This window comes from Rhizobium sp. GW821-FHT14E12, assembly GCF_058803745.1.
On sequence record NZ_JBXAPH010000011.1, the window covers coordinates 105,913 to 128,476 of the forward strand.

The window sequence follows — 22,564 nt, forward strand, 5'->3', positions numbered from 1 at the left end:
CGCGGCCAGCCGAATTGTCCGAAAAGAAGGCGAAAGCGAACACCCAAACATCACACCCCAACCCACCCCCTACTTCCGCTTAAACGGCTCCATCCCCTTGCGCGCCAGCTCATCGGCGCGCTCGTTCTCCGGATGCCCGGCATGGCCCTTGACCCAGTGCAGGGTCACCTGATGGCGGTTGCGGGCTTCTTCGAGCGCCTGCCAGAGTTCGGCGTTTTTCACCGGCTTCTTGTCGGCGGTTTTCCAGCCGTTTTTCTTCCAGCCGAAAATCCACTTGGAGATGCCGTCCATCACATATTTGGAATCGGTATAGAGGTTGACCTCGCAGGGGCTCTTCAGGGCGTTGAGCGACGAGATCGCCGCCATCAGCTCCATGCGGTTGTTGGTCGTTTCGGCTTCGCCGCCGAACAGTTCCTTTTCCGTCTCGCCATAGCGCAGCACCGCACCCCAGCCGCCCGGGCCGGGATTGCCGGAGCAAGCGCCGTCGGTGAAGATATCGACCTGTTTCATGCCTTCAGCCCGTATTCGGCGCTGGAGGCGATCTGGCGGTGGAAGCGCAGCTTGCGCAGATATTCGAGCGGGTCCTTCTTGGTGACCATGGCGCCGGCCGGCGTCGTCAGCCAGTCGTAGAGGCGGGTCAGGAAGAAGCGCAGCGCCGAGCCGCGCGCAAGCGTCGGCAAAGCGGCGATTTCGGCGTCGCTCAGCGGCCGCACACTCTGATAGCCCTCCAGCAGCGCCATGCCCTTGGTGATGTTGTAGGCGCCATCCTTCTCGAAGCACCAGGCGTTGAGGCAGATCGAGACGTCGTAGGCGAGCTGATCGTTGCAGGCGAAATAGAAGTCGATCAGGCCGGAAAGCTCGTCGCCGAGGAAGAAGACGTTGTCCGGGAAGAGATCGGCATGGATGACGCCATCCGGCAGGTCCTTCGGCCAATGGCGGCCCAGAAATTCGAGCTCGCCACGGATCTCGTCCTGCAGGCCGGGCTCGACCTCATCGGCGCGCGCCTCGGACTTTTCCCAGAGCCCCTGCCAGCCGGCCAGCGACAACGCGTTCGGCCGCTTGATGTCAAAGCCTTCGCCTGCGACATGCATGGCGGCCAGCGCCTTGCCGACCTCGCGGCAATGCTTCGCCTCGGGCTTCCTCAGCCACATGCCTTCGAGAAAGGAGATCAGTGCCGCCGGGCGGCCGGAGAGATGGCCGAGCAGCTCGCCATCGTTGCGCGGCAACGGCAGCGGGCAGGAAAGGCCACGGCTCGCCAGATGCTGCATCAGGCCGAGGAAAAACGGCAGATCGTTCTTTTCCACGCGCTTTTCATAGAGTGTCAGGATCAGCGGATCGCGCGAGGTGTGCAGCAGGAAATTGGAGTTTTCGACACCCTCGGCAATGCCCTTGTAGGAGAGCAAGGTGCCGACATCATATTCCGTCAGGAACCACTTCAGATCGTCTTCGGTAATATCGGTATAAACGGCCACGAATTATTCCTGGAAAAGGCTTTATGGGGATTTGATTATTCGCCGTTGACGAAAGCCATGTCGGCCGTTGTCAGCTCGATGTTGCGCAGCTCGCGATTGACGAGGAAATTCTCGGTTTCCTTGACCGTCTCGGCCAGCTCCACCACCGCATTGTAGCGGGCGCGGAAGGCTTCGATGATCTCGTTGACGATGACCTCTGGCGCAGATGCGCCAGCCGACAGGCCGACGGTCTTGATGTCGCCGATATCATCCCAATCAATCTCGGCGGCGCGCTGCACGAGCACGGATTTCGTCGCCCCTGCCCTCAGCGCCACTTCGACCAGACGCTTGGAATTGGACGAATTCGGCGCGCCGACGACGATGAAGAGATCGCAGCCGGGGGCCGCCTGCTTCACCACTTCCTGGCGGTTGGTGGTGGCGTAACAGATCGAATCGGCTGAAGGAGCCGTGAGATTCGGAAACCGCTCCTGCAGCCGCGCGATAACGCCGGCGGTGTCGTCGACCGAAAGCGTCGTTTGGGTGACATAGCCGAGATTGTCGGGATCAGCGGGCTCATAGACATCGACATCCTCGACGGTCTCGATCAGCGACACCGTGCCCTCGGGAAGCTGGCCCATGGTGCCGATCACTTCCGGGTGGCCGGCATGGCCGATGAGGACGACGTGGCGGCCGAGGCGATTGTGGCGCATGGCCTGCTTGTGCACCTTGGAAACCAGCGGGCAAGTGGCATCGAGATAGAAGAGATTGCGGGCGTCCGCATCTTCCGGCACGGCCTTCGGCACGCCATGGGCGGAGAAAACTACCGGCTGGGCGCGATGTTCCGCTGGGATTTCGTCCAGCTCCTCGACGAAGATGGCGCCCTTGGCTTCCAGCCCTTCGACCACATAGCGATTGTGCACGATCTCGTGGCGGACATAGACCGGCGCGCCATAGGATTTCAGCGCCAGCACGACGATCTGGATGGCGCGGTCGACGCCGGCGCAAAAGCCCCGCGGGCCGCAGAGCCGAATGGTCAGGTCAGGTTTGGAAACTGCTATGTTCATGTCTCTTCCGAAATCCGGGACGGTGGCAAAGCCATAGATAGGTTCGCCTTGCCGCTTATCCCACTCGTCCGCATGATCTTATCCAAAAACCGCTGCGTACTTTTGGGATCATGCTCTAGCCCAATATCCGATCGAAATGAAGCTATTCTATTGCATGCCTCTATTGCTGAGGCGCGCTCGGATGGCGCTTGCGCCACCAGGAAATGGCGACAATGACCACCAGCGCCGCCGCCAGGCCATACCATGTCACGGCATATTGCAGATGGCTGTTGGGCAGGTCGACGATGGTAACGCCGCCGATCGGCAGGCCGCCGGGGTTCGGAGCCTTGCCGGCATCGACGAAGAAGGGCAGCACCTGATCTTTCGCCAACCCGTCGCTCGCCGCCATGGCGTCAAGATCCTTCCAGTAGAAGATATCCTTGGCGAGATCATTGTCCGGTATGCCGGAGGGCTGGCTAGTGAGTTTGGCGCGGGCAAGGCCGGTGACGGTCTGCTCGCCCGTCAGCTGCCCCTGCATGCGCTTTTCCGGCGCCTTGTCGACATCGGGAACGAAGCCCCGGTTGACGAAGAGGTAGCGCCCGTCGGCAAGCTGCAAGGGCGTATAGACATGATAGCCGGCATCGCCTTCGTAGGTGGTGAAGAAATGCCGCTCCTTGTCGTTGAGGTAATGGCCTGATGCCGTGACGACGCGATATTCGATATCGCCGCCGGACGCGGCCATGGCCTCGATCGCCGACAGCGGCACGGCAGGCGCGGACTGACGCTCGGCGATGTCGGCAAGCAGGCCTTCCTTCCAGTGCAGCCGCTCGACCTGCCAGGTGCCGAGCGCCAGCAGGATGCCGAGCGCTACGAGCAGGATCAGCACCTTGCCGACCTGCCAAAACGGGTTGGCGCGGCGAGCGGGGGCAACGACATCAGTCACGGTCAAGGCGTCCTTCGCTGGCTTTGTTGCGATATTGCAGGGCGATCAGGATGCCCTTGCACCAGCGCAACGACAGAAGCGACAGGATGATGGTCAGCGGCGCGAACAGCAGGATATGCACCCAGATCGGCGGCCCATAATTGGCCTGGAGCCACAGGACCGCACCGATAACGATAAAGCCGACGATGAGGATGACGAAAACCGCTGGCCCGTCGCCGGCATCGGCAAAGGCATAATCAAGATCGCAGGCGGCACAGCGCGGTTTCAGCGACAAGAGCCCATCGAAGAGCTTGCCATTTCCGCAACGCGGGCAACATCCCTGGATGCCGACCTTGAACGGGTCGACCGGCGGAAAGAGGGCGCTGTCGCTGCTTGCCCCATCCGAAGTTTTGTCTTGCTCTGAGCTCAAGGTTCGGTCTCGATCGGTCCATCATCCCGGACGAGCTCCACCTCTCGTCCCTTTCGTCATCAGTAACCGCGATGCGGCCGCCCGTCCAATCCAAAAGCTTGGTGAGCGCGTCGGGCCTGCTACAATAGAGACGCCACGGAGGAGGCTCATGGACACCCATCAAGACCACGAAGCCGGCAGGATCATCATTCTGAACGGCGCGCCACGATCCGGAAAATCCAGCATTGTCGAGGCTATTCAGGCCGGTTTCGACGGCCCCTGGATGAATCTCGGCGTCGACACCTATGTCAGGCACGCCACACCGCGACGCTACTGGCCCGGCATCGGCCTGCGCCCCGGCGGCGAGCGACCGGATCTGGAACCGCTTGTCCCGCGCCTTTATGCCGCGCTCTACGCCTCCATCGCCGCCCATAGCCGGCTAGGACTGAACGTCGTCGCCGAGTTCGGCCATCACGACGCCCATTCGCGTCCGCTGGGCATAGTGAAAGATTGCGCCCGACAACTGGCCGGCCGGCCCGTTCTCTTCGTCGGCGTGCGCTGCCCGATCGAGACCATCATGCAGCGGCGCCTGGCGGAGGGGCCGGAGCGGCATGGCACCTATGTCGGCGTTTCCGCCGACGAGCCGATCCCGGCACCGGTGCTTGCCTGGCAGGAAGAGGTGCATCGGCCCGGCATCTACGATCTGGAGGTCGATACTTCGGTCAGGAGCGCTGATGCTTGCGCCGAAGAGATCAGGCAGCTGATGGACCGGGGCATTCCACGACCGACGGCATTCGAGCGGCTTGCGGCGAGCGGCTGAAGCGGCCTGCTCCAAAAGAAAAAGGCGGGCACATGGCACCCGCCTTCAATAGCAACTCTCCATATCGACGGCTTAGCCGTGTGCGATCGGTGCGCCCCAGCTGCCCCAGATGTAGATGCAGAAAAACAGGAACAGCCAGACGACGTCGACGAAGTGCCAGTACCAGGCGGCCGCTTCGAAGCCGAAATGCTGTTTCGGCGTGAAGTCGCCCTTGATCGCGCGGATCAGGCAGACCAGCAGGAAGATGGTGCCGATCAATACGTGGAAGCCGTGGAAGCCGGTCGCCATGAAGAAGGTCGCGCCGTAGATCGAGTTTTTGAACTCGAAGGGCGCATGGGCATATTCATAAGCCTGCACGCAGGAAAAGAACGCGCCGAGCAGAACTGTGAGCGTCAGGCCCTGGATCATGCTCTTTCGGTCATTATGCAGCAGCGCATGGTGCGCCCAGGTGACCGTCGTGCCCGACAGCAGCAGGATGATGGTGTTGTAGATCGGCAGATGCCAGGGATCGAGGACCTCGACGCCCTTGGGCGGGAACTGCCCGCCGAGAAAGGCCGTTCGCGACGCCTGGATCGCCTCGTTCGGGAAGAGGCTCACATCGAAATAGGCCCAGAACCAGGCAACGAAGAACATCACCTCGGAGGCGATGAACATGATCATGCCGTAGCGCAGATGCAGCGAGACGACGCGGGTATGCGCGCCCTCATGCGCTTCCTTCACCGTGTCCGACCACCAGCCGTACATGACGTAAAGGATCAGCGCCAGACCGATGAAGAACAGCCACGGGTGCGCCCAATCGAGGCCGAACAGGTGCAACGAGCCGCCATTGAGATAGCGCATGAAGCCGACGCCACCGAAGGTGATGATGAAGGCCCCGATGGCTGCCAGTAGCGGCCACGGGCTCGGATCGATGATGTGGTAGTCGTGTTTCTTCTGATGCGCCTCTGCCATGTCAGCAATCCCCGAATGACTTTTTCCCATATTGCTCCCGGCCGCGCCGAAAAGCACTCTCCATCAAAGTTTCTTTTCCGCCGCCTTGGTCGCCGCGCCCTCGTTCGACGCGACCGGCTTTGCGCCATCGCGTGGGTAGAAGGTGTAGGACAGGGTCAGCGCCGTGATCGTCTTCGTCTCTTCCGCCTTGGTGATCTCCGGATCGACGTAGAAGACTACCGGCATCTCGCGCTTTTCCCCCGGCGCGAGATCGGTCTCGTTGAAGCAGAAACATTGCACCTTGTTGAAATAGGCGCCCGCTTCCACCGGCGAGACGTTGAAAATTGCCTGTCCGCGTGTCGGCTGGTCGGACTTGTTTTCGGCCACGAACTTGATCTCGATCGTCTCGCCGATCTTCGGATTGACTTCCTTCTGCATCGGCTTGAAGTCCCAGGGCACGCCCGGAGCAACATTGGCGTCGAAGGTAACCTTGATCGGTCTGTCGAGAATGACGCTGGATGCCTGGTCGACGCGCTGCGTCGTGCCGTTAAAACCCGTGACCTCGCAGAAGATGCGGTAGAGCGGCACGGCGGCGGCGCACATGGCGCTCATGCCGACGACGAAGCTCAGGCACATGGCGACCACCAGGCCGTTGTTGCGGCCTGCCGTCCTCACCTTGTTCGTTGTCCCCTCCTCCATCACGCCTCCTCAAACGTGTCCGGTGCCGACCTTGATGATGGTGATCGCGTAGAACAGGATCACCAGGCCGGCAAGCACCAGGCCGAGCGCGATATTGCGCCCTCGCCGCGATTTCTTTTGCGCGTCCGTAAGCTTGACAAGTTCGATCATAGCCAGCCCCCCACGCCGCCCGACATCAGCACGGCCACGAGCCTGTCGATCAAGAGCGCCGAAAAAATTGCAAAGAGATAGAAGATCGAAAAGGCAAAGAGTTTCTTCGCCGGCGCCATTTTCACATCGTCATCCGACATGCGCCAGACAGAGATGGAACAGTGGACGAAGATCACACCGAGAACGGTGGCGACGACACCGTAGCCGAAGCTGGCAAAGCCCATGAAGGACGGAACCACGCCGATAATGGCGGTCAGCACGGCATAGGCGACGATCTGGTTCTTCGTGGTGGGCACGCCCGCCACATTCGGCAGCATCGGCACGCCGACGGCCTCGTAGTCACCCATCTTGAACAGCGCCAGCGCCCAGAAATGCGCCGGCGTCCAGAGAAAGATGATCAGGAAAAGCACGACGCTCTCGATCGGCACGGTGCCGGTCACGCAGGCCCAGCCAATGACGGGCGGGAAAGCGCCGGCGGCACCGCCGATGACGATGTTCTGCGGCGTCGAGCGCTTCAGCCACATCGTGTAGACGACGGCATAAAAGAAAATGGTGAAGGCGAGAATGCCGGCCGACAGCCAGTTGACGGCAAGGCCGAGGATCGTCACCGAAAAGCCCGACAATACCAGGCCGAAAGCCAGCGCCTCGGACGGCGCCACGCGGCCAGCCGGGATCGGACGTTTCGCCGTGCGGGTCATGATCGCGTCGATATCGGCGTCGTACCACATGTTCAGCGCGCCCGACGCGCCAGCGCCGACGGCGATGCAGAGAATGGCGATCAGACCGAGAACCGGATTGATATGGCCCGGCGCCAGAACCAGACCGGCAAAGGCGGTGAAGACGACCAGCGACATGACACGCGGTTTCAAAAGCTCGAAATAATCGCGCGCACCCGCTTCCGAGAGGCCGTTATCGCCTTCCTTCGCAAGCGCTTCGTGATTGTCGATGACCGTCATTCTTTCATTTCCAATGTCAGTTGAGCCGGACGCCGCTTATCACGGCGTCCGGGAATAGGCTACTTGATGCGCGGCAGCTCTTCCCACTGGTGGAACGGCGGCGGCGATGACAGCTGCCATTCGAGCGTCGTCGCGCCCTCGCCCCAAGGATTGTCGCCGGCGACGCGCTTCTTGGCGAAGGCGTCATAAACGCCATAGAGGAAGATGACCACACCCACGGCTGCGACATAGGAGCCCATGGAGGAGACGAAATTCCAGCCGGCGAACGCATCCGGATAGTCGATGTAGCGGCGCGGCATGCCGGCACGACCGAGGAAGTGCTGCGGGAAGAACACCATGTTGACGCCGATGAAGGTGACCCAGAAATGCAGGTTGCCGATCTTCTCGTTGTACATGTAGCCGGTCATCTTCGGGAACCAGTAGTACCAAGCGGCGAAGATGGCGAAGACGGCGCCGAGCGACAGCACGTAATGGAAGTGCGCCACGACATAGTAGGTGTCGTGCCATACGCGGTCGAGGCCGGCATTGGCGAGCTGTACGCCGGTAACGCCACCGACGGTGAACAGGAAGATGAAGCCGATCGCCCAGATCATCGGCGTACGGAATTCGATCGAGCCGCCCCACATCGTCGCGATCCAGGAGAAGATCTTCACGCCTGTGGGAACAGCGATGACCATCGTCGCGAAGACGAAGTAGCGCTGCGTGTCGAGCGACAGGCCGACCGTGTACATATGGTGAGCCCAGACGACGAAGCCGACAGCACCGATCGCGACCATGGCATAGGCCATGCCGAGATAACCGAAGATCGGCTTGCGCGAGAAGGTCGAGATGATGTGGCTGACCATGCCGAAGCCGGGCAGGATCAGGATGTAGACCTCCGGGTGACCGAAGAACCAGAACAGGTGCTGGTAAAGGATCGGATCGCCGCCGCCTTCAGGCGCGAAGAAGGTCGTGCCGAAGTTGCGGTCGGTCAGCACCATGGTGATGGCGCCCGCCAGAACCGGCAGCGACAGGAGCAGCAGGAATGCGGTGATCAGCACCGACCAGGCAAAGAGCGGCATCTTGTGCAGCGTCATGCCCGGAGCGCGCATGTTGAGGATCGTCGTGATGAAGTTGATCGCGCCGAGGATCGAGGACGCGCCGGCGATATGCAGCGCGAAGATCACCAGGTCGACCGCGGGTCCGGGATGACCGACCACGCCGGATAGCGGCGGATACATCGTCCAGCCGCCGCCCGCACCGTAGGCGCCGGCCGGGCCTTCGACGAACATCGACAGGATCAGAAGCAGGAAGGCCGGAACGATCAGCCAGAAGGAGATGTTGTTCAAGCGCGGAAACGCCATGTCCGGCGCGCCGATCATGATCGGCACCATCCAGTTGGCAAAACCGCCGATCATCGCCGGCATGACCATGAAGAAGATCATGATCAGCGCATGGGCGGTGACGAAGACGTTGTACATCTGCTTGCCGCCATCGATGGAGGCATCGCCCGAATAGCCGTAGACCATGGAGGCCAGACCGCTGAAGATCTGGATCCCAGGCTCCTGCAACTCCATGCGGATGGCAATCGACAGCAGGAAGCCGATAAGGCCGGCGAAGATCGCGAAGATCAGATAGAGGGTGCCGATGTCCTTGTGGTTCGTCGAGAAAAGCCAGCGGTTTGCGAAACTGGGCTTGTGAGCGTGGTGATCGTCATGCGCGTGGGCGTCGTGATGATCGTGCGAGTGATCGTCGTGTGCCGTGGATCCAGCCATTGTCCCTAATCCCTCTTACTTCGCGACGTTTTCAGCAACATTGACGGTAGCCGGCTGATCGACGGCGGCCATCAGGGCCTTGTTCGCCTTGGTCAGATCACCGGCGGCGCTGGTCAGCCACTGCTGGTATTGATCCTGGGAGACGATGCGGATGGCGATCGGCATGAACGCATGGTCCTTGCCGCAGAGCTCGGAACACTGGCCGTAGTACAGACCTTCACGGTCGGCCTTGAACCAGGTCTCGTTCAGACGGCCCGGAACGGCGTCGATCTTGAGGCCGAAGGACGGCATACCGAAGGAATGAATGACATCCGTGGGTGCGGCGGTGACGAGAACGCGCACGACCTTGTTGACGGGCAACACCAGCTCGTTGTCGACGGCGAGAAGCCGCGGATATTTCGACTTGTCTTCCTTGCCGGCCGCCGCGCGATCGGGCTCTTTCAGCATGAAGGAATCGAAAGCCAGCGGGTTATTGCCGCTGTTTTCATACTCATAATTCCACTGCCACTGCGTCGCCGTCGCCTTGACGGTCACGTCAGGATTCTGCGGAAAGGTGAGCTGCTTGGTCAGAAGTTCGAAGGACGGAACGGCCAGGAACAGGAGAACGAGAACCGGGCCTACCGTCCAGATAACCTCGATCACCGTGTTGTGGCTCGTCTTGGAGGGCACCGGATTCTTGGAGGCCCGGAACTTGACCATGACGACGATCAGAAGGACGAGCACCAGCAATGTAACCGGAATGATAAACCAAAGCGTGTATGCTTCGAACCAGCGAATTTCATGCATGTTGCCGGTCGCCGCCTCCTGCAGACCGGTTTCCCATGGTTTTGGCTGATCGGCATAGCTGCCGGTCGCAAAAAGCAGACAGGCGATAGCCGCCAGAGCTGCGTAAGCCCTCTTAATCACGATGTCTCTCCCTCCAGCGTTTGATCCCAGATCAACCTCAAACGCAGTATCCCTACAGTCCTCTGCGCTTCAAACCACAGTTTGGGGCACACCGCAACAACTCCCGACATTTGTCCGTGCGGCATTTTTGCGCGAAATATACTCCCCCGACCCGTCTAAACATGACAAGCATTTCATCATCATACGAAAAATTGCATGACGGTCCATCGTATCGCCGTGACAAAATAGGATAGAGGTCGTATTTCCGCCGTACTCGATTGGAATTCAGCAGGCGGGGCTTTTCATTTGCCGGGCTGGGCTTCAACAATAGCGGCACTGATTCGAATCTAGAGGTTTCCATGGGTTTTCGTTCCCTCGCGCGGCTTTGGTTTGCCACCGCCAGCATCGCTGTCGCGGTTGCCGTGCCCGTTTCAGCGCAGCAGGCACAGCCGGCGCCGCAGGCCCAACAGTTGCAACCGCAGCAGGGTCAGCAGCAGCCGACGCATACCCAGCAGGTCCCCACCACCCAGGTTCCACAACCGCCGGGCACGGTACGCTCGAGCCATGGCGCATGGTCCGTGGTCTGCGACAAGCCGGCAGGTGCCGCCACCGAACAATGTGCGCTGATGCAGAATGTCATCGCCGAGGACCGGCCGGAAGTCGGCCTCTCGGTCGTCGTCTTGAAGACCGCCGATCGCAAATCGAAGATCCTGCGCGTGCTCGCCCCGCTCGGCGTGTTGCTGCCGAACGGCCTTGGCCTCAACATTGATGGCAAGGATATCGGCCGCGCCTACTTCGTGCGCTGCTTCGCCGACGGTTGCTATGCCGAGGTGGTGCTTGAGGATGAACTCTTGAAGACGCTGCGCAGCGGCGCCACGGCGACGTTCATCGTCTTCCAGTCGCCGGAAGAAGGTATCGGCATTCCCGTCGATCTCAAGGGCTTTGCCGACGGCTACGACGCGCTCCCGTAACGCGGCGGGGCTTGCCCTCTTGTCGCGCGACGCCTACATCGGCTCTGAACGGAGCACCTGACCCATGAATACCGATCTGCTTACTTTGTTCGATGCCGACGAAACCAAGCTGCGCGCCATCGTCGCAGCGGCGCTTGCCGGCGCCGACGACGGCGAGCTTTTCGTCGAGCATGTCCAGGCGGAATCGCTGACCTTCGACAATGGTCGGATGAAGGGCGGCAGCTTCAACACCGAACAGGGCTTTGGCCTGCGCGCCGTCGCCGGCGAAGCGGTCGGTTATGCTCATGCGGGCGATCTATCCGAAGCTGCGCTGAAGCGCGCCGCCGATGCGGTGCGCGCGGTTACCTCCGGCTATGCCGGCTCCTATGCCGCAGCGCCCCAGCGCACCAACAAGGTGCTCTATAGCGACGAGAACCCGATCGGAGCGCCGAGCTTCGAGGACAAGGCGAAACTCCTGCAGCAGATCGACAGCTATCTGCGCGACAAGGACGGCAAGGTGCGCCAGGTGACGGCCTCCGTCGCCGCGAGCTGGCAGGTGGTCGACATTCTGCGCGCCGACGGCCATCGCGTCCGTGACATCAGGCCGATGACCCGCATCAACATCTCCGTCATGGTCGGCGATGGCGACCGGCAGGAATCCGGCTCCTTCGGCACCGGCGGCCGCGTCGGCTTCGGCGATTTCGTCACGGAAGAGAACTGGCGTCGTGGCGCCGATGAGGCGCTGCGCCAGGCGCTCGTCAATCTCGAGGCGATTGATGCGCCGGCCGGCACGATGGATGTCGTTCTCGGCTCCGGTTGGCCGGGCGTCATGCTGCACGAAGCCGTCGGCCACGGGCTGGAAGGCGATTTCAACCGCAAGAAGACCTCGGCCTTTGCCGGGCTTTTGGGCCAAATGGTCGCCGCACCCGGCGTCACCGTCGTTGACGATGGCACGATCGAAAACCGTCGCGGCTCGATTACGGTCGACGACGAAGGCACGCCTTCGGCCTACAATGTCCTGATCGAGAACGGCAAGCTGGTCGGCTACATGCAGGACCGACAGAATGCCCGCCTGATGGGCATGAAGGCCACCGGCAACGGCCGGCGTCAGGGTTATGCCCACACGCCGATGCCGCGCATGACCAACACCTACATGCTTGGCGGCGATAAGACTCCGGACGAAATCATCGCCTCGGTGAAGAAGGGCGTCTATGCCGTTTCCTTCGGCGGCGGCCAGGTGGACATCACCTCCGGCAAGTTCGTCTTCGGCTGCACCGAGGCCTATCTGATCGAGAACGGCAAGGTCGGCGCGCCGATCAAGGGCGCCATGCTGATCGGCAACGGCCCGGACGCCATGAAGCGCGTCTCGATGATCGGCAACGACATGAAACTCGACACCGGCATCGGCAATTGCGGCAAGGCCGGTCAATGGGTCCCCGTTGGTGTCGGCCAGCCACATCTCAGAATGGATCAGGTCACGGTCGGCGGGACGAAGACGTAAGACCTATCTGACGCTCACCCCTCCTCCGGCCGAAAGCGCCATTTCCGCTCTACGGCGGCGGCAAGATCCAGGCCGTTGCGGTGAGCGAAGAGCAGGATATGACCGAGTACGTCGGCCGTTTCGTCCGCCAGCGCGGTCGCCAGTTCCTCATCCGTCATGCCCTTGCGCCGGCCACGGCCGGTCGTCTTGTTCCATATCTGGGTGAGCTCGCCCATCTCCTCCTGCAGTTTGAGCACGAACCAATCGTCGTCGCGCTCGACGCCATTGGCGGCGGCGTAAGCGGCGGAGGCTTTTTCGAATTGCTGGATCAGGCCGGAAAGCATCGATATCGTTCCCTTTATGTTCTGGACATCAATGAACGATTCTTCTCCAGATGTCGAGACGGCGGAGCTTGCGCCCCGCCGTCTCGATAGGTCCAGATTTTGATTTTCGATCAGCTCTTGTGCGGCAGAAGCAGGCAGTCGAAATCGTTCCGCTTCAGCGCGGCGCAGGCGGAGTTCGCATCGTCCCGGCTGCCGAAACCGACGAAACGGGCGCGGTAGACGGTTCCGTTGCCCTTGCCGACGGCTTCGGTATAGGGCGAGGCATTGGCGAGCGCATTGCCGGCTTTGGACTGGGCCGCGGAGAGCAGGTCCTTGGCGGCCTGCGCGGTCGGGGTCGCAGCGATCTGCACCTGCCAGCGGCCGGTCGCCGGCTTGCCGGCATTGAGGATCTCATCCATTGCCACCGGGCGATCCATCGGCACGGTGACGTTCGGGACGGCTGCGTAGGCGAGCGGAGTCGGGGTCTGAGCTGGGTTAAACTCGGCGCGTTTGCGCGTTGTCGCTGTCGTCTGCGTATCGACATCAACGGCAACATCATTCGAGGCGGACGCCACTTCGACCTGCTTGACCTTGCCGCCGCCCGTGCTCGCCACGAGGCGTGACGTCGAAACGGAATTGGCCTTCGGCACATAGCGATCGAGAAGCGAAGCCATCAGCGCGTCGCGGCCACGGGCCGTCGCGCCGCCCATGACAACGCCGATGACGCGGCGATTGCCTTGACGCACGGCGCTGACAAGGTTGAAGCCGGACGCATTGGTATAGCCGGTCTTGATGCCGTCCATGCCCTCGTAGCGATACATCAGATTGTTGTGGCCGCGAACGCGCTGGCCGCGATAGCTGAAGCCTGTCTGCGAAAACAGCCGATATTCCTGGGGGTAGTTATTGATGAGCGCAACGGCAAGCGTCGACATATCCCGGGCGGTGGTCACCTGCTGCATGTTCGGAAGGCCCGAAGCGTTCATGAAAACGGTGCGGCGCATGCCGATTTCGCGAGCCTTCTGCGTCATCATGCGGGCAAAGCCGCTTTCGCTGCCACCCAGCGCTTCCGCCATCGCGGCGGCGGCATCGTTGGCGGACTTGATGATCATGCCGTCGACGGCCTCACGCACGGTGACAGTACCGCCGGGCTTCAGGCCGAGTTTGGTCGGGGGCTTGCCGGCTGCGTTGCCCGAAACCGGTATCTTGCTGTTCCAGCTCAGCTTGCCGCGATGAATTGCCTCGAAGGTCATGTAGAGCGTCATCATCTTGGTCAGCGACGCCGGATGATTGAGGTCATCGGCGTTGCTTGAAGCAAGCACCGCGCCGGTCTTCGCGTCCATGATGAAATAGGCGCTGCCCGCAAAGCTTGCCGCAGGGGCACCCAGAAGCACGACGGCCGCAGAGAGGGCCATCAGAAATTTTTTCATATTCGTCCCCAAACGAAACAAATGCCAATACACCGCGTCAACCCGTTGTGCGCTTTTGCGACAGAAGCCTGATATTCGGTGCGATATTGAGGCAACACCCTCAAGAGATTCCCAATTTTGCCTTTGCTGGTAAAATAACGGTTAACATATTGAAAATATGGCGCAGATTCAGCAAGGATTAACGGCGGTCCGGTACAGCATGGGTCTTCATCAACCGGTTCAATCCCCATGCAGCAAGGCATCAGAGACTGTCTCAAGCGCGCCGCAATCTCCGGCGGGCTGGAAACTGCCATAATTCTGAAGAACCTCGGGCTGATGCGCGACGCTGCCGGCCTCGGTGCCATTTTTACGCTGCACCATGTCCGTCCGCCGCAGCCCCGCCGCTTCGCGCCGAATGCCCATCTGGAAATTTCGCCCGAATTCCTCGACCGCGCGCTGACCCGGCTGAAACAGGACGGTTACGATTTCATCGCTCTCGATGCGCTACCCGAGCGGATGGCAAGCAAGGGTGACAGGCAGCCCTTCGCAGCCTTCACCCTCGACGACGGCAATCGCGACAATTTCGACCATGCGCTGCCGGTCTTTGCCCGCCACGGCGTCCCCTTCACGATCTTCGTCGCCCAGGGGCTGTCGGAGCGAACACATAGCCTGTGGTGGGAAACGCTGGCCGAGCTGCTTAACCGGCTGGACCGGCTGACATTCGATTTCGGTGCGGGTCCAGAAAGCTTCGCTCTTAATAGAGACATTCAACGGCGAACCGTATTCGCTCGCTTCGCAGCTTACGTTCATGGCCACAACGAGACGGAAGCCGTAGACCAGATCGATGAATTTTCCCGCCGGAACGTCCTGGAGCCACTCGATCTCGTGCGTGCCACGATCATGGATCGGACCGAATTGAAGCAGCTAGCCACCCATCCCCTCGCCTCGCTCGGCGCCCATACGGTGAGCCATCGGGCGCTTGCCCGGCTGCCGGAGGCGGAAGCGGCGGCGGAAATGTCACTGTCGGCGGATTATGTCGCCGAGATCACCGGCCATCGGCCGGCCGCAATCGCTTATCCCTACGGTACGACTGAGGCGGTCTCACCGCGCGAGGCCCGGCTTGCGGCGGAACTCGGCTTTTCCATCGGCGTCACGACCCGGCCCGGGACGATCGCGGCCGCAAATGCCACCACGACCCTGCTGCCCCGGCTGTCCTTGAACGGCCATTATCAGAAAGAACGCTACGCCTCGGCGCTTGCCTCCGGCATCCCCATGCGGCTGATGGGGCGCCGGGCGCCGGCATAATCCGTTACGGATACATCCGCACCTTTTCCCAGGCGCCTTCCGGCACCTCGCGGCGAAATTCGACGCGGTCGTGCAGACGGAACGGACGATCGTGCCAGAATTCGATCGACAGCGGCCTGATGCGGAAGCCGGACCAATGGGGTGGCCGCGGAATGTCGCCGAGAGCATAGCGCGCGGTATATTCGGCGACCGCCTTTTCCAGTGCAAAACGGCCCTCGAGCGGGCGCGACTGCTTCGAGGCCCAGGCGCCGATACGGCTGCCTCGAGCCCGCGTCTTGTAATATTCGTCGGCTTCCTTGTCGCTCACCACCTCGACCAGACCGCGCAACCGCACCTGCCGTCGCAGCGACTTCCAGTGGAAGCACATGGCCGCTTTCTTCTGGGAAAGAATTTCTTGGCCTTTCTGGCTCTCGAAATTTGTATAGAATACGAATCCCTGACTATCGAAACCTTTTAGAAGGACCATGCGGACATTTGGCAATCCATCCTTATCAACCGTTGCCAGAGCAACCGCATTCGGATCATTCAGCTCAGTGGTTTCCGCTTCGCGCAGCCAGGCGGCAAAAAGCGCGAAGGGTTCGTTCTGTTCGGTGAAGTCACCGCTTGTTAACTCGTTTTCCGACATATTAGCTCAAATGCTCCGCAATTCCTAAAAATCGCCAGCCCCTGACGCTGGCCAAGATACTCGGGTGGAAGTCATAGCAAAGTCGACGGTTCATACAAAGCGCAAGCTTGTAAAAGGCGCGGCGATGGCGGTTGCCATTCTCTCCCTTTTCTCCCTTGGCGGCTGTGTCAGCGGCGGCATGGATATCCTGAGTTCTGCGAAGGTGGATCGAAGCGTGTCCACGGGCACGATACCGACAGCCCCCGTCACCGCCGATAGCGTTTCCGACGAGACCACCGTGCGCAATGCCGTGACCTCGGCGGATCTCCACAAACTCAATGGACAGCCCGTTCCATGGGCAAATGCATCGACGGGTAGCGCCGGCGTCATCGACACGATCGTCGAAAACAATGCCTCGGGCCAAGTCTGCCGCCAGTTCCGCACCACCCGGCATTCCTATCAGGGTATCGCGAATTTTTCCGGCAGGACCTGCCTTCTCGGTCAGGGCGAATGGCAATTGCTGAGCTTCCAGCAGGCCGGCTGACCACTTCGCTCTCCTCGTTCATGCCCATCAAGCGACCCCGCCTGGACCGGTGGGCGCGATGCAATGCGCGCAAGTCGGCAGTGTTGTCCTGCCGCGCCGCGCTGAGGCTTAGCGAACGGCTAACCATTCCGGCAGATCGCCTGAGCAGGGCGCACCCGACGTAACAACTGATTAGCAACTATTCCCGCAGGATCACACCACATGCGCGCCGACCCTCTTCGCGTCCGGGGACCACGGAGGGAGCGCGATCCATTCTATTGTTTCCTTTTGGGCGCCCCAACGAGACCTGGCGCCGTCCAAATCGGTGGTTGAGATGATGCGCGATCCGTACAAGCTACTTGGCGTTAAGAGGGATGCGGGACCAGACGAAATCAAGACGGCGTGGCGCAACCTGGCCAAGGCTGTCCATCCCGACCATAATATTGGCGATCCCACCGCAACGGAGCGCTTTGCCGAAATCGGTCGCGCATACGAAACGCTGAAGGATCCGCAGAAGCGCAGCCGTTACGACCAGGTAGCGCACATGGCCGAAGCCAAGGCGCAGAGCCGCGAGCAGACGATCATGCAGCAGCGCCAGGCGGCGCGCGAGGCCGAGGAGCGCGCCAAGGCAGCGCGTGCCAACGCCGAAAAGATCATGGAAGAACTTGCACGCGCCAATGCCCGCAAGGCACAGGCAGCGGCAACCGCCAATCCGCAGGTTAGCGGCGCGAGCGAATCGCCCGAAGATATGGTCGAGCGCATTTTTGGCGTGAAGGCCGCGCAAATGGCACAGAATCAGGCTGCAGCCGATACCAGCGCCACGGAGACGGCCAAGCAGCGCGACGCGAACAGTGAAGCTTTCGCCGAAGAGGAGCAGCTTGCGACGGGAACCGGCTCGAGCGCCGTGCGCTCCCCTTTGGGTATCCTCGGCTCGCTCGTGCGCCGCATCACCGGCGTCGCTCAAGACAAGCCTCCGGAGAAAACGCCAGAGATCGCCGCCGAGGCGACCATTACGCTCGACGACATGCTCAAGGGACAGTGGATCACCGTTCCGCTCCTCGAAGGGCGGGAAGCGCGCTTCCAAGCAACGACCGATATCGGCAACGGCCAGGTCCTGCACCTGAAGAATCAGGGGCTGAAACTGCCGGGCATGCTGCGCGGTGATGTGGCAATCACCGTCCATCTTTCCACCGACAGCCGCTTCACGCTCGATGGCTTCGACGTCCGCACGACGCTTCCGGTCACCATCGAAAATGCCGTGCTCGGTTATGAGACGGAGGTCGAGGGGTTGAATGGTCAGGTTCGATTGACAGTTCCCGCCTGGTCCGGTTCGGATCAGGTCATCCGAATCTCCGGCGAGGGCCTTCCGGACGGACAGGGCGGAAAAGGCGACCTGGTGGTGGAGTTGCGCCTGATGCTCTGGGAAAAGCCGGATGACAAAGTCACCGATTTGATGCGCAGCATGCGCGAGGGTTTTTTTCTGTGAAATTTCAGTGACAACCGCACCCTTTGTTACGCTCCCTAACAGTTGATGATCTTGACAATGCTTGAACAGGGGATCGGCCTATGCCATAGGCAGGTTCAATTGTAATTCAAGGGAGCATAATATGGCTCAAGCCACTGGCCTCATGGCAGGCAAGCGCGGCGTCATTCTCGGCGTTGCAAACAACCGTTCCATAGCGTGGGGCATTGCCAAGGCCTGTTCGGACGCCGGTGCCGAAATCGCATTGACCTGGCAGGGCGACGCTTTGAAGAAGCGCGTCGAGCCGCTCGCTCAGGAACTCGGCGCCTTCATGGCCGGCCATTGCGACGTCACCGAGCCCGCGACGATCGATGCCGTCATTGATGCGCTCGAAGCCAAGTGGGGCAAGATCGATTTCGTCGTGCATGCCATTGCCTTCTCCGACAAGGATGAACTGACCGGCCGTTACGTCGACACCAGCCGCGATAACTTCGCACGCACGATGGACATCTCGGTCTATTCCTTCACCGCCGTCGCCCAGCGCGCCGAGCGAATCATGAATGACGGCGGCTCGCTGGTCACCCTCACCTATTATGGTGCGGAAAAGGTCATGCCGCATTACAACGTCATGGGCGTTGCCAAGGCTGCTCTCGAAGCGAGCGTTCGCTATCTCGCCGTCGACCTCGGCGGCCGCGGCATTCGCGTCAACGCGATTTCGGCCGGCCCGATCAAGACGCTGGCCGCTTCCGGCATTGGCGATTTCCGCTATATCCTGAAGTGGAACGAATATAACGCGCCGCTGAAGCGTGGTGTTACGATCGATGAGGTCGGCAATTCCGCACTTTATCTGCTCTCCGATCTCTCCACCGCCGTAACCGGCGAAATCCATCATGTCGATTCCGGTTATCACACCGTCGGCATGAAGGCTGTGGATGCGCCCGACATGTCGGTCCTCAAGGACTGAACAACAGGAAGTCTGAACCGTGCCGCCTATCCTTTATGTGATCCGCCACGGTCAGACCGACTGGAATGCCGAGCGCCGACTGCAAGGCCAGAAAGACATTGATCTCAATGCCATCGGTCGCGCGCAGGCGCGGCAGAACGGTCTTGAACTGGCCGAAATTCTCGCCTTCGAAAACCAGCCTTTCGACTTTGTTGTGAGCCCGATGCGGCGCACGCGCGAGACCATGGAGATCGCGCGGGAAGCCATGGGCCTGCCGCCCAAGGACTATCACACCGACGAGCGGCTGGTCGAAGTCTCCTTCGGTGCCTGGGAAGGCTTTACCATCAAGGAATTGAAGGCGACCGAGGCCGAGCGCCTTGCCGAGCGCAATGCCGGCAAATGGGATTTCATCCCGCCCGGCGAGGATGCGGAGAGCTACGAGATTCTCTCCTGGCGCGTCGGCTCATGGCTGGCATCCATCGATAAGCCGACCGTCTGCGTTACCCATGGCGGCGTCATCCGGTCGCTATTCCGGCTGGTCGGCGATGTCTCGAAAGAAGATGCCTCGGAGGCGGAGATCCCACAGGACCGCGTCCTGAAGGTCGATCCGCAGATGAAGATCATCGGCTGGATCTAGCAGCAGCCGGGTGTTCGACTAACGGCCGCCAATTCTCACTGTACGATATCGAGATCGTTGATGACGCGCTTGCCGTCGACTTCGGTGTAGAAAACGTCGACCTTGACGCCGGGTTTCAGGCCGCTGAAATCGAAATCCTCCGGCGCCTGATAGTTCTTGCCGTCATCCAGCGTAATGCTGAAATTCTTCGCGTCGACCTTCTTGATCGTGGACTGGACGTCGGCGCTTTCGGCAAAACCGGCAACAGGGGCAAGAAAACTTGCCGTGGCCAGGAGCGTCGCAACAAAGAAGCGCATTGGAAGGACCCTTTTATTCCATTTCAGTGCCAATTTTTGATCTGACATAGATAATACTTTGAATATGGCGGAAGTTGCCCGCAACAATGGCTTTCGCCGCCCAATTGATGAATGTATCGTCACAATCCACAGCATGGTCTGATCTTTGTTTACCATATCAGGTGCTTGGCGGACTTTCACCTCCCCCTGCGTGCGCCGTCATCATGGAAAGAAAGATTTGCCTCGGCGCTTTTTTGGCCTATGAGTGTGCCGCAATTCCAAAAGACAAGACGCGGCCCGCCGCCGGGCCGCCGCAATCCGGTTGTTCCCATGTCGCATAATAGCTTCGGTCATCTCTTCCGCGTCACCACCTGGGGCGAAAGCCATGGGCCGGCGCTCGGCTGCGTCGTCGACGGCTGCCCTCCCGGCCTGCGCTTCAAGCTGGAAGATATCCAGACCTGGCTCGACAAGCGCAAGCCCGGCCAGTCGCGGTTCGTGACGCAGCGGCGCGAGGATGATCTCGTCAAGGTGCTCTCCGGCGTGATGCTGGACGAGGACGGCGAGACGATGATTTCGACCGGCACGCCGATCTCGATGCTGATCGAAAATACCGACCAGCGCTCCAAGGATTACGGCGAGATCGCCCGCAGCTACCGCCCCGGCCATGCCGACTATACCTATGACGTCAAATACGGCATCCGCGATTATCGCGGCGGCGGTCGTTCCTCTGCCCGCGAGACCGCGGCGCGCGTTGCTGCTGGCGGCATCGCGCGCCTCGTCGTGCCCGGCGTCACCGTGCGCGGCGCGCTGGTGCAGATCGGCAAGCACAAGATCAACCGCGCCAACTGGGATTGGGCGCAGGTCGACCAGAACCCGTTCTTCGCCCCCGATCCGGCGATCGTACCGGTGTGGGAGGAATATCTCGACGGTATCCGCAAGTCCGGCTCCTCGATCGGCGCGGTGGTCGAGGTCATCGCCGAAGGCGTGCCCGCCGGCCTCGGCGCACCGATCTACGCCAAGCTCGACCAGGATATTACCTCGCTGCTGATGTCGATCAACGCCGTCAAGGGCGTCGAGATCGGTGAAGGCTTTGCATCCGCCGAACTGACCGGCGAGGAAAATGCCGATGAGATGCGGATGGGCAATGACGGCAACCGCATTTTCCTGTCCAACCATGCCGGCGGCATTCTGGGCGGCATTTCCACCGGCGAACCCATCATCGCCCGCTTCGCCATCAAGCCGACCTCGTCGATCCTGACCGAGCGTCAGTCGATCGACGCCGACGGCAAGAATGTCGATATCCGCACCAAGGGCCGCCATGACCCCTGCGTCGGCATCCGCGCCGTGCCGATCGGCGAAGCGATGGTTGCATGCGCCATTGCCGATCATTACCTCAGAGACCGTGGCCAAACAGGCCGGCTGAAATAAGGACTTTCTCATGCCCTATGACCAGAAGCGCGTCGTGGAAGCCCTGCGGGCATTCGAAGCCGGCGAGATCGTCGTCGTCATGGACGACAATGACCGCGAAAACGAAGGCGACCTGATCGTCGCCGCCGTTCATTGCACCCCTGAAAAAATGGCCTTCATCGTCCGCCATACGTCTGGCATCGTCTGCACGCCGATGCCGCGCGAGGAGGCCAAGCGCCTGAACCTCAATGCCATGGTGGCGGAAAACGATTCGGCTCATACGACCGCCTTCACCGTCTCCGTCGACTTCAAGCACGGCACGTCCACCGGCATTTCCGCCGACGACCGGACGCTGACGGTGCGCAATCTCGCCAATCCGAATGTCGGCCCGACCGATTTCGTTCGTCCTGGCCATATCTTCCCGCTGATCGCCCGCGAAGGCGGCGTGTTGATGCGCTCCGGCCATACGGAAGCCGCCGTCGACCTTTGCAGGCTCGCCAATCTGCCGCCGATCGGCGTCATCAGCGAGCTCGTCAATGACGACGGCACGGTGACGCGCGGCCCGCAGGTGGTCGAATTCGCCGAGCAGCACGGGCTGAAGCTCGTCTCCGTCGCCGATCTCATCGCCTATCGCCAGCGCAAGGAAACGCTGATCGAACTCGGCACCAGCTTTGACATCGACACGCCGTTCGGCAAGGCACGCGCGCATACCTATTCGCTGCCCTGGGACACGATGCAGCACCTCGCCGTCGTCTTCGGAGATATCCGCGACGGCATCGACATTCCGGTGCGGCTGCATCCAGAAAGCGTCGCCGAAGACCTGTTCGGCAAGCGCCGCCCGGTCGATTTCTACATGAAGAAGATCGCCGACGAAGGCCGCGGGATCATCGTCTATCTGCGCGAAGGTTCCGTCGGCGTCGGCCATTTCGACAACGGCCGCAAAGCGCGCCAGGCCGAGCGCGAAAGCCATGCCGAGGCACAGGCACGCGACAGCGAATGGCTGGAAATCGGCCTCGGCGCCCAGATCCTGAAGGATCTCGGCGTCAGCTCGATCAAGCTGCTCACCAGCCGCGAACGGCATTATGTCGGCCTCGAAGGGTTTGGCATCAAGATCGCCGCGACGGAGATTTGTTGATTTTCACCCTCCCCTTGAGGGCAGGGGAATCGCATATGGTTTCTATTGGATTGAATTGTTGAGGAAAAAGGATTCTCTAAAGGTCTTCTGATTTG

The 22,564-nt window shown here is 61.0% G+C and carries 25 protein-coding genes; 10 read left to right on the top strand and 15 right to left on the bottom strand.

Features of this window, described 5'->3' with window-relative positions:
- Positions 1–69: 69 nt before the first annotated feature.
- The 5 genes from rnhA to AC1RO0_RS28160 all read right to left on the bottom strand — a co-directional run bounded on the left by rnhA (position 70) and on the right by AC1RO0_RS28160 (position 3,846).
- On the bottom strand, positions 70–510 hold the full coding sequence (gene rnhA / locus AC1RO0_RS28140) for a ribonuclease HI (protein ID WP_498595848.1): 441 nt from the start codon (positions 508–510) through the stop codon (positions 70–72).
- Entirely contained in the window at positions 507–1,472 is a 966-nt protein-coding gene (locus AC1RO0_RS28145; protein WP_498595849.1) for a homoserine kinase, read from the bottom strand. The genes rnhA and AC1RO0_RS28145 overlap by 4 nt, the downstream gene beginning before the upstream one ends.
- A gap of 35 nt (positions 1,473–1,507) precedes the next feature.
- Positions 1,508–2,515, bottom strand: coding sequence for a 4-hydroxy-3-methylbut-2-enyl diphosphate reductase (ispH, locus tag AC1RO0_RS28150; protein ID WP_368511006.1), 1,008 nt, complete (start codon positions 2,513–2,515; stop codon positions 1,508–1,510).
- A gap of 160 nt (positions 2,516–2,675) precedes the next feature.
- Positions 2,676–3,437: an SURF1 family protein gene (locus AC1RO0_RS28155; protein ID WP_498595850.1), complete on the bottom strand. Its 762-nt coding sequence runs from the start codon at positions 3,435–3,437 to the stop codon at positions 2,676–2,678.
- Positions 3,430–3,846 carry a DUF983 domain-containing protein gene (locus AC1RO0_RS28160; protein WP_498595851.1) on the bottom strand — a complete coding sequence of 139 codons (417 nt, stop codon included), beginning with the start codon at positions 3,844–3,846 and terminating at the stop codon, positions 3,430–3,432. Before AC1RO0_RS28160 ends, AC1RO0_RS28155 begins: the two co-directional genes overlap by 8 nt.
- A 148-nt stretch (positions 3,847–3,994) precedes the next feature.
- On the opposite strand from AC1RO0_RS28160, the gene AC1RO0_RS28165 reads away from it, so the two are divergent.
- The gene (locus AC1RO0_RS28165; RefSeq protein ID WP_498595852.1) at positions 3,995–4,645 is read left to right on the top strand and encodes a chloramphenicol phosphotransferase CPT family protein; all 651 of its coding nucleotides are present in this window, start codon (positions 3,995–3,997) and stop codon (positions 4,643–4,645) included.
- 72 nt (positions 4,646–4,717) lie between these two features.
- Here AC1RO0_RS28165 and AC1RO0_RS28170 read toward each other — a convergent pair whose 3' ends face one another.
- The 6 genes from AC1RO0_RS28170 to coxB form a co-directional block, all read right to left on the bottom strand.
- Positions 4,718–5,596 carry a cytochrome c oxidase subunit 3 gene (locus AC1RO0_RS28170; protein ID WP_007693929.1) on the bottom strand — a complete coding sequence of 293 codons (879 nt, stop codon included), beginning with the start codon at positions 5,594–5,596 and terminating at the stop codon, positions 4,718–4,720.
- A gap of 63 nt (positions 5,597–5,659) precedes the next feature.
- A complete protein-coding gene (locus AC1RO0_RS28175) occupies positions 5,660–6,274 on the bottom strand; it encodes a cytochrome c oxidase assembly protein (protein WP_498595853.1) in 615 nt (204 codons plus the stop codon).
- A 9-nt stretch (positions 6,275–6,283) separates the two neighbouring features.
- Positions 6,284–6,421: a cytochrome c oxidase system small membrane protein gene (locus AC1RO0_RS28180; RefSeq protein ID WP_498595868.1), complete on the bottom strand. Its 138-nt coding sequence runs from the start codon at positions 6,419–6,421 to the stop codon at positions 6,284–6,286.
- A complete protein-coding gene (locus AC1RO0_RS28185) occupies positions 6,421–7,380 on the bottom strand; it encodes a heme o synthase (RefSeq protein WP_498595854.1) in 960 nt (319 codons plus the stop codon). The genes AC1RO0_RS28180 and AC1RO0_RS28185 overlap by 1 nt, the downstream gene beginning before the upstream one ends.
- Before the next feature lie 59 nt (positions 7,381–7,439).
- On the bottom strand, positions 7,440–9,134 hold the full coding sequence (gene ctaD, locus AC1RO0_RS28190; RefSeq protein WP_498595855.1) for a cytochrome c oxidase subunit I: 1,695 nt from the start codon (positions 9,132–9,134) through the stop codon (positions 7,440–7,442).
- Positions 9,135–9,149: 15 nt separating this feature from the next.
- A complete protein-coding gene (gene coxB / locus AC1RO0_RS28195; protein WP_498595856.1) occupies positions 9,150–10,040 on the bottom strand; it encodes a cytochrome c oxidase subunit II in 891 nt (296 codons plus the stop codon).
- Between the two features lie 338 nt (positions 10,041–10,378).
- Here coxB and AC1RO0_RS28200 point away from each other — a divergent pair, with 338 nt between their 5' ends.
- On the top strand, positions 10,379–10,990 hold the full coding sequence (locus tag AC1RO0_RS28200) for an invasion associated locus B family protein (RefSeq protein ID WP_368511014.1): 612 nt from the start codon (positions 10,379–10,381) through the stop codon (positions 10,988–10,990).
- 64 nt (positions 10,991–11,054) lie between these two features.
- Positions 11,055–12,470 carry a metalloprotease TldD gene (gene tldD / locus AC1RO0_RS28205; RefSeq protein WP_498595857.1) on the top strand — a complete coding sequence of 472 codons (1,416 nt, stop codon included), beginning with the start codon at positions 11,055–11,057 and terminating at the stop codon, positions 12,468–12,470.
- Positions 12,471–12,484: 14 nt separating this feature from the next.
- Here the strand turns inward: tldD and AC1RO0_RS28210 are convergent, their stop codons facing one another.
- Both AC1RO0_RS28210 and AC1RO0_RS28215 read right to left on the bottom strand, forming a co-directional pair.
- Positions 12,485–12,793 (bottom strand): pyrophosphatase, encoded by a 309-nt coding sequence (locus tag AC1RO0_RS28210; RefSeq protein ID WP_498595858.1) that lies wholly within the window; start codon positions 12,791–12,793, stop codon positions 12,485–12,487.
- Between the two features lie 110 nt (positions 12,794–12,903).
- Positions 12,904–14,199: a serine hydrolase gene (locus AC1RO0_RS28215; RefSeq protein ID WP_498595859.1), complete on the bottom strand. Its 1,296-nt coding sequence runs from the start codon at positions 14,197–14,199 to the stop codon at positions 12,904–12,906.
- Positions 14,200–14,427: 228 nt separating this feature from the next.
- On the opposite strand from AC1RO0_RS28215, the gene AC1RO0_RS28220 reads away from it, so the two are divergent.
- The gene (locus tag AC1RO0_RS28220; RefSeq protein ID WP_498595860.1) at positions 14,428–15,483 is read left to right on the top strand and encodes a polysaccharide deacetylase family protein; all 1,056 of its coding nucleotides are present in this window, start codon (positions 14,428–14,430) and stop codon (positions 15,481–15,483) included.
- Positions 15,484–15,487: 4 nt separating this feature from the next.
- Here the strand turns inward: AC1RO0_RS28220 and pdxH are convergent, their stop codons facing one another.
- On the bottom strand, positions 15,488–16,108 hold the full coding sequence (pdxH, locus tag AC1RO0_RS28225; RefSeq protein WP_498595861.1) for a pyridoxamine 5'-phosphate oxidase: 621 nt from the start codon (positions 16,106–16,108) through the stop codon (positions 15,488–15,490).
- Between the two features lie 64 nt (positions 16,109–16,172).
- On the opposite strand from pdxH, the gene AC1RO0_RS28230 reads away from it, so the two are divergent.
- The 4 genes from AC1RO0_RS28230 to AC1RO0_RS28245 all read left to right on the top strand — a co-directional run bounded on the left by AC1RO0_RS28230 (position 16,173) and on the right by AC1RO0_RS28245 (position 19,652).
- Complete coding sequence (locus AC1RO0_RS28230) at positions 16,173–16,631, top strand: RT0821/Lpp0805 family surface protein (protein ID WP_498595862.1); 459 nt, start codon at positions 16,173–16,175, stop codon at positions 16,629–16,631.
- 316 nt (positions 16,632–16,947) lie between these two features.
- Entirely contained in the window at positions 16,948–18,096 is a 1,149-nt protein-coding gene (locus AC1RO0_RS28235; protein WP_498595869.1) for a DnaJ domain-containing protein, read from the top strand.
- A gap of 121 nt (positions 18,097–18,217) precedes the next feature.
- On the top strand, positions 18,218–19,036 hold the full coding sequence (fabI, locus tag AC1RO0_RS28240; RefSeq protein ID WP_436026957.1) for an enoyl-ACP reductase FabI: 819 nt from the start codon (positions 18,218–18,220) through the stop codon (positions 19,034–19,036).
- 19 nt (positions 19,037–19,055) lie between these two features.
- Positions 19,056–19,652 (top strand): histidine phosphatase family protein, encoded by a 597-nt coding sequence (locus AC1RO0_RS28245; protein ID WP_498595863.1) that lies wholly within the window; start codon positions 19,056–19,058, stop codon positions 19,650–19,652.
- Between the two features lie 35 nt (positions 19,653–19,687).
- Here AC1RO0_RS28245 and AC1RO0_RS28250 read toward each other — a convergent pair whose 3' ends face one another.
- Complete coding sequence (locus AC1RO0_RS28250) at positions 19,688–19,948, bottom strand: DUF1344 domain-containing protein (RefSeq protein ID WP_007703658.1); 261 nt, start codon at positions 19,946–19,948, stop codon at positions 19,688–19,690.
- Between the two features lie 309 nt (positions 19,949–20,257).
- Between AC1RO0_RS28250 and aroC the strand changes: the two genes are divergently transcribed.
- Positions 20,258–21,355: a chorismate synthase gene (gene aroC / locus AC1RO0_RS28255; protein WP_498595864.1), complete on the top strand. Its 1,098-nt coding sequence runs from the start codon at positions 20,258–20,260 to the stop codon at positions 21,353–21,355.
- A 10-nt stretch (positions 21,356–21,365) separates the two neighbouring features.
- A complete protein-coding gene (ribB, locus tag AC1RO0_RS28260) occupies positions 21,366–22,469 on the top strand; it encodes a 3,4-dihydroxy-2-butanone-4-phosphate synthase (RefSeq protein ID WP_047463500.1) in 1,104 nt (367 codons plus the stop codon).
- Positions 22,470–22,564: the final 95 nt, after the last annotated feature.

Bases quoted from the DNA above. Each gene is read 5' to 3' on its own strand.
- AC1RO0_RS28210 (WP_498595858.1), bottom strand. From the start codon at position 12,793: ATGCTTTCCGGCCTGATCCAGCAATTCGAAAAAGCCTCCGCCGCTTAC.
- ribB (WP_047463500.1), top strand. From the start codon at position 21,366: ATGCCCTATGACCAGAAGCGCGTCGTGGAAGCCCTGCGGGCATTCGAA.
- AC1RO0_RS28220 (WP_498595860.1), top strand. From the start codon at position 14,428: ATGCAGCAAGGCATCAGAGACTGTCTCAAGCGCGCCGCAATCTCCGGC.
- ispH (WP_368511006.1), bottom strand. From the start codon at position 2,515: ATGAACATAGCAGTTTCCAAACCTGACCTGACCATTCGGCTCTGCGGC.
- rnhA (WP_498595848.1), bottom strand. From the start codon at position 510: ATGAAACAGGTCGATATCTTCACCGACGGCGCTTGCTCCGGCAATCCC.
- aroC (WP_498595864.1), top strand. From the start codon at position 20,258: ATGTCGCATAATAGCTTCGGTCATCTCTTCCGCGTCACCACCTGGGGC.
- fabI (WP_436026957.1), top strand. From the start codon at position 18,218: ATGGCTCAAGCCACTGGCCTCATGGCAGGCAAGCGCGGCGTCATTCTC.
- AC1RO0_RS28185 (WP_498595854.1), bottom strand. From the start codon at position 7,380: ATGACGGTCATCGACAATCACGAAGCGCTTGCGAAGGAAGGCGATAAC.
- AC1RO0_RS28250 (WP_007703658.1), bottom strand. From the start codon at position 19,948: ATGCGCTTCTTTGTTGCGACGCTCCTGGCCACGGCAAGTTTTCTTGCC.
- AC1RO0_RS28235 (WP_498595869.1), top strand. From the start codon at position 16,948: ATGCGCGATCCGTACAAGCTACTTGGCGTTAAGAGGGATGCGGGACCA.
- AC1RO0_RS28215 (WP_498595859.1), bottom strand. From the start codon at position 14,199: ATGAAAAAATTTCTGATGGCCCTCTCTGCGGCCGTCGTGCTTCTGGGT.
- AC1RO0_RS28165 (WP_498595852.1), top strand. From the start codon at position 3,995: ATGGACACCCATCAAGACCACGAAGCCGGCAGGATCATCATTCTGAAC.
- AC1RO0_RS28200 (WP_368511014.1), top strand. From the start codon at position 10,379: ATGGGTTTTCGTTCCCTCGCGCGGCTTTGGTTTGCCACCGCCAGCATC.
- ctaD (WP_498595855.1), bottom strand. From the start codon at position 9,134: ATGGCTGGATCCACGGCACACGACGATCACTCGCACGATCATCACGAC.
- AC1RO0_RS28170 (WP_007693929.1), bottom strand. From the start codon at position 5,596: ATGGCAGAGGCGCATCAGAAGAAACACGACTACCACATCATCGATCCG.
- AC1RO0_RS28175 (WP_498595853.1), bottom strand. From the start codon at position 6,274: ATGGAGGAGGGGACAACGAACAAGGTGAGGACGGCAGGCCGCAACAAC.
- pdxH (WP_498595861.1), bottom strand. From the start codon at position 16,108: ATGTCGGAAAACGAGTTAACAAGCGGTGACTTCACCGAACAGAACGAA.
- tldD (WP_498595857.1), top strand. From the start codon at position 11,055: ATGAATACCGATCTGCTTACTTTGTTCGATGCCGACGAAACCAAGCTG.